Annotated in this window: 6 protein-coding genes; 3 read left to right on the top strand and 3 right to left on the bottom strand. The window is 67.5% G+C overall.

Annotated elements, in window-relative coordinates; translation table 11 throughout:
• From VFA16_RS14470 to VFA16_RS14460, 3 genes are all read left to right on the top strand, one after another.
• On the top strand, positions 1–1,178 hold a 1,178-nt coding region (locus VFA16_RS14470), incomplete at its 5' end, for a zinc-dependent metalloprotease (protein WP_324968482.1).
• 88 nt (positions 1,179–1,266) lie between these two features.
• Positions 1,267–2,079 carry a cyclodehydratase gene (locus VFA16_RS14465; protein ID WP_324968483.1) on the top strand — a complete coding sequence of 271 codons (813 nt, stop codon included), beginning with the start codon at positions 1,267–1,269 and terminating at the stop codon, positions 2,077–2,079.
• Between the two features lie 43 nt (positions 2,080–2,122).
• The gene (locus VFA16_RS14460; RefSeq protein ID WP_324968481.1) at positions 2,123–3,466 is read left to right on the top strand and encodes an ABC1 kinase family protein; all 1,344 of its coding nucleotides are present in this window, start codon (positions 2,123–2,125) and stop codon (positions 3,464–3,466) included.
• An 8-nt stretch (positions 3,467–3,474) separates the two neighbouring features.
• On the opposite strand, the gene VFA16_RS14455 is transcribed toward VFA16_RS14460, so the two are convergent.
• The 3 genes from VFA16_RS14455 to VFA16_RS14445 all read right to left on the bottom strand — a co-directional run.
• The gene (locus VFA16_RS14455) at positions 3,475–3,741 is read right to left on the bottom strand and encodes a WhiB family transcriptional regulator (protein ID WP_324968480.1); all 267 of its coding nucleotides are present in this window, start codon (positions 3,739–3,741) and stop codon (positions 3,475–3,477) included.
• A gap of 126 nt (positions 3,742–3,867) precedes the next feature.
• Positions 3,868–4,011 carry a hypothetical protein gene (locus VFA16_RS14450; RefSeq protein WP_324968479.1) on the bottom strand — a complete coding sequence of 48 codons (144 nt, stop codon included), beginning with the start codon at positions 4,009–4,011 and terminating at the stop codon, positions 3,868–3,870.
• Positions 4,012–4,223: 212 nt separating this feature from the next.
• Positions 4,224–4,854: HRDC domain-containing protein (locus tag VFA16_RS14445; protein ID WP_324968478.1), on the bottom strand; the 631-nt coding region annotated here is incomplete at its 5' end.

Raw genomic sequence — 4,854 nt, 5'->3', positions numbered from 1 at the left:
CCACCGGCAAGTCCTCCGGCCCGGTGAACTACGAGGTGGCCCGGCAGCTGGCCAACAGCTCCATCGGGTCCGTGGCGCCGATACCTGCCGGCACTAACTCGGCCGTCGCCGATGCGGTGCATCTCGCCGAAACCTGGCTGGACGGGGTAACCGCGATCCCTGCGGGCACCACCAAGGCCGTCGCCTGGACCCCCAACGACTGGGTCGACAACACCCTGGAAACCTGGAAGCGGCTATGCGATCCGATGGCCCAGCAGATTTCCACGGTGTGGGCCGCTGCGCTGCCAGAAGAGGCCAAGAACATGGCCGGTCCGCTGCTGTCGGTGATGTCGCAGATGGGCGGCATGGCCTTCGGCTCCCAGCTGGGCCAGGCGTTGGGCCGGTTGTCCCGCGAAGTGCTGACGTCTACCGACATCGGCCTGCCGCTGGGCCCGAAGGGCGTCGCCGCGCTGCTGCCCGAGGCCATCGAGTCGTTTGCTGCCGGGCTCGAACGACCGCGCAGCGAGATCCTGACCTTCCTGGCGGCCCGTGAGGCCGCGCACCACCGGTTGTTCAGCCATGTGCCGTGGCTGGCCAGTCAGCTGCTCGGCGCGGTCGAGGCCTATGCCAAGGGCATGAATATCGACATGGCCGGGATCGAGGAGTTGGCCCGCGACTTCAACCCGGCCTCGCTGACCGATCCGTCGGCTGTCGAGCAGCTGCTCAACCAGGGAGTTTTCGAGCCGAAGGCCACGCCAGAGCAGGTGCAGGCGCTGGAGCGGCTGGAGACCCTGCTGGCGTTGATCGACGGCTGGGTGCAGACAGTGGTGAGCGCGGCGCTGGACGACCGGATCCCGGGTGCCGCCGCGATCAGTGAGACGCTGCGCCGGCGCCGCGCCACTGGCGGCCCCGCCGAGCAAACATTCGCGACGCTGGTCGGCCTGGAGCTGCGGCCGCGAAAGCTGCGGGAGGCTGCGGTGCTGTGGGAACGCCTGACACAGGCCGCCGGTATGGATGCGCGCGACAAGGTATGGCAGCACCCCGATCTGCTGCCCGCCTCGGAAGATCTCGACGAGCCGGCCGGGTTCATCGACCGGGTCATCGGCGGCGACACCAGCGGTATCGACGACATGCTCGCCGAATTCCAGCGCGGCGTCGACGAGGGCCACGACGGCCCCGACGGGCCTGTGGACAACTGAGCGGCGGCTAGCGCCAAGCGTGGCACAGTGAGCTGTGCCGCAATCGCCGACCGTGCCCGGAGCGCCGCTGTACGCGCTGGACCCGGCGATGCCGGTACTGCTGCGCCCCGACGGTGCCGTGCAAGTGGGCTGGGATCCACGCCGGGCAGTGCTGGTACGTCCGCCGCGAGGACTTACCGCTGGCGGGCTGGCCGCGCTGCTGCGGTCTATGCAATCGCGAGTGTCGCTGACCGAGCTGCAACGCCAAGCCGTTGACCTTGGTCTGGTGGATGCCCGCGACCTTGCCGATCTGATCGCCCAACTCGTCGGCGCCGGCGTGGCGACGCAAGGACGCCCGCAGCGCACCGGACGGTCGCCGTCGATCCAGGTGCACGGCCGCGGGCCGCTGTCGGACCTGCTGACTGAAGGCCTGCGGTGCTCGGGTGCGCGGATTCGACGCAGCAGCCAGCCGCACGCCACGACACCGGGGCGCACCGACCTCGTGGTGCTTTCCGACTACCTGGTCGCCGACCCGCGGATGCTGCGCGATCTGCACAGCGACGGCGTCCCGCACCTACCGGTCCGGGTGCGCGACGGAGTGGGCCTGGTCGGTCCGCTGGTGATACCCGGCATGACCAGCTGCCTGCGTTGCGCGGACTTACACCGACGCGACCGCGACGCCGCGTGGCCGGCGGTCGCCGCCCAGCTGCGTGACACCGTCGGCGCCGCCGATCCAGCAACCCTGATGGCCACCGCAGCGCTCGCGCTCAGCCAGGTCAACCGGGTGATCGGCGCCGTGCGCGGCATGGACACGGCTGACCCCAGCCCACCCGCGGCGCTGAACGCCACACTGGAATTCGATCTCAACGCCGGCTCGATTGTGGCGCGGCACTGGTCCAGGCACCCACTGTGTTTCTGTTGACATCCGCCGTTGCCAGATCGATGCGCTCGAATTGACGGCCGTCATGGATGATAGAGCTGTGACAGACATCAAACGCGGCCGCGCGGCGCGGAATGCGAAGCTGGCCGGGCTCTCGGTCGGCATCGCCGGACGCACAGCGCTGGGGTTCGGCAAGCGACTGACCGGCAAGTCGCAAGACGAAGTCAACGCCGAGTTGATGGAAAAGGCCGCCAACCAGCTGTTCACCGTGCTGGGTGAACTCAAGGGCGGCGCGATGAAGGCCGGCCAGGCGCTGTCGGTGATGGAAGCGGCGATCCCCGAGGAGTTCGGCCAGCCGTATCGGGAAGCGCTCACCAAGCTGCAGAAGGACGCCCCGCCGCTGCCGGCCCCCAAGGTGCATCGGGTGCTCGACGCGCAGCTGGGCACCAAGTGGCGCCAACGATTCCTCGACTTCAACGACACCCCGGTGGCCTCCGCCAGCATCGGGCAGGTGCACAAAGCGGTGTGGCACGACGGGCGCGAGGTCGCCGTCAAGATTCAGTACCCGGGTGCCGACGAAGCGTTGCGGGCCGACCTGAAGACCCTGCGGCGGATGACCGGGGTGGTCAAGCAGCTTGCCCCCGGCGTGGACGTTCAAGGCATCGTCGACGAACTGATCTCGCGCACCGAAATGGAGCTCGACTACCGGCTGGAGGCAGACAACCAGCGCGCGTTCGCCAAGGCTTATCACGACGACCCGCATTTCGTGGTGCCGCACATCGTCGCCAGCGCCCCGAAGGTGGTGATCCAGGAATGGATCGACGGCATCCCGATGGCCGAAATCATCCGCACGGGCACAGTCGAGCAACGCGACTTGATGGGCACCCGACTGGCTGAGTTCACCTTCGACGCACCGCGGCGGCTGGAGATGATTCACGGCGACGCCCACCCCGGCAATTTCATGCTGTTGCCCAACGAGCGGATGGGTGTCATCGACTTCGGCGCCGTGGCGCCGCTGCCCGGTGGTTTTCCCGTCGAGCTGGGTATGACGATTCGGCTGGCCCGCGAGAAGAACTACGACCTACTGCTGCCCACGATGGAGAAGGCTGGGTTTATCCAGAAGGGTCAAAACGTTTCGGTGCGCGACATCGACGACATGCTGCGTCAGTACGTCGAGCCAATCCAGGTCGAGGTCTTCCACTACACGCGCAAGTGGCTGCAGCGGATGACCGCACGCCAGATCGACCAGTCGGTGACGCAGATCAAGACCGTGCGACAGCTGGATCTGCCGGCCAAGTTGGCGATTCCGATGCGGGTGATTGCGTCGGTGGGCGCGATCCTGTGTCAGCTAGATGCCCATGTGCCGATGAAGGCGCTGTCTCACGAGCTGATCCCGGGCTTCGCTGAGCCCGACACCGCCGTGGTGTAGCTCCGGCGTCAGGCAGCGACAACCTCCTTGCGCGGACGCCCGCGGGGGCGCTTGCTGCTCACAACCGTTCCGCGCTCGAGGATCTCACCGCCCCACACGCCCCACGGCTCGGCGCGTTCCAACGCTTCGGCCAGGCACTGACGCCGGATGGGGCAATCCGCACACAGTGCCTTGGCTCGCTCGAGATCGGCTGGGCTGTCGGCGAACCACAAGTCGGGATCGCGATTACACGGCAATTCCGGCCGCGTCTCTTCGCCGACGGTCAGTGTCGACATGTGGGGTTCACCTACTTCCTGGTCGAATGGCTGTCTTATCGGCAGATCCGGACCAGGTGGTGGGCGAAGATGCAAATGGCCACGGATCTTTTGGGTCCGTGGCCAGCGGTGCTGTTTAGCGAGGACTTACGTGAAGCCCCGATCCACGGACGGGTCGCTTGCGGCGGCGGTGCGACGCTTGCGCGCTGCCGCCGATGCCGCGACCGCGGCAGCGGGATGGGCGGCATGCAGAGCGCCGGGCGCGACTACGAACACGTTGGCGTTGATCATCGTGGGCACCCTCCTCTCCGCATGCTTGACGCGCCCGGCGTCACAAGTGTGGATCGAGGCTAACCGGTAGCAGCCCTCACGGACAACCGATTTTCTGACCTGGGGGTTTATTCGCTGCTGTTGCGCCGGACTTCGCCGCACTGGCGATCGCACCCGGGTTTGTGGCGACCCGCTGCGCCCGGCTACGCCGCGCTGGGATCGCCACGGCGTGTTTATTTGCCGCCGTTGCGGACCAGCTGCAGGACGTCGGGCCCGAACTGCTCCAGCTTGCGGGCACCGATGCCGGGGATCGCGACCAGCGCCGTCTCGTCGGCGGGGCGCATCTCGGCGATCGCCGTCAGCGTGTTGTCGGTGAAAACGATGTACGCAGGCACCTTCATATCCTTCGCGGTGCGCAGCCGCCAATCCTTGAGCCGCTGCAGCAATGCCTCGTCGAGATCGCCGGGGCATGTCTCGCAACGGCGCAATAGCACCGCCGCAGGGGTGGTCAGCACGCCGTTGCAGATGCGGCAGCGCGGCGCAGCCGCGCGAGCCCGCCGCGGCTTGGCCGGCGTCATGTCGGCATCCGTCTGCGGCGCGATGCCGTTGAGGAACCGCGACGGCTTGCGGCTTTGGCGCCCGCCTGGGTTGCGAGCCCTCGCCCAGCTCAGCGCCAAATGCACACGGGCCCGGGTGATTCCTACGTAGAACAGGCGGCGTTCCTCTTCGACCGGTTCACTGTCGGCGCCGTGCGCCAGCGCATGCGAGATGGGCAGCGTGCCGTCGGTCAAACCGACCAAAAACACCGCATCCCACTCGAGTCCCTTCGCGGCATGCAAGGAGGCCAACGTGACGCCTTGCACC

The organism is Mycobacterium sp. (assembly GCF_035653355.1).
GTDB lineage: Bacteria > Actinomycetota > Actinomycetes > Mycobacteriales > Mycobacteriaceae > Mycobacterium.
The sequence above is the reverse complement of the archived record's forward strand: the minus strand, read 5'-3'. Positions and strand labels throughout refer to the sequence as shown.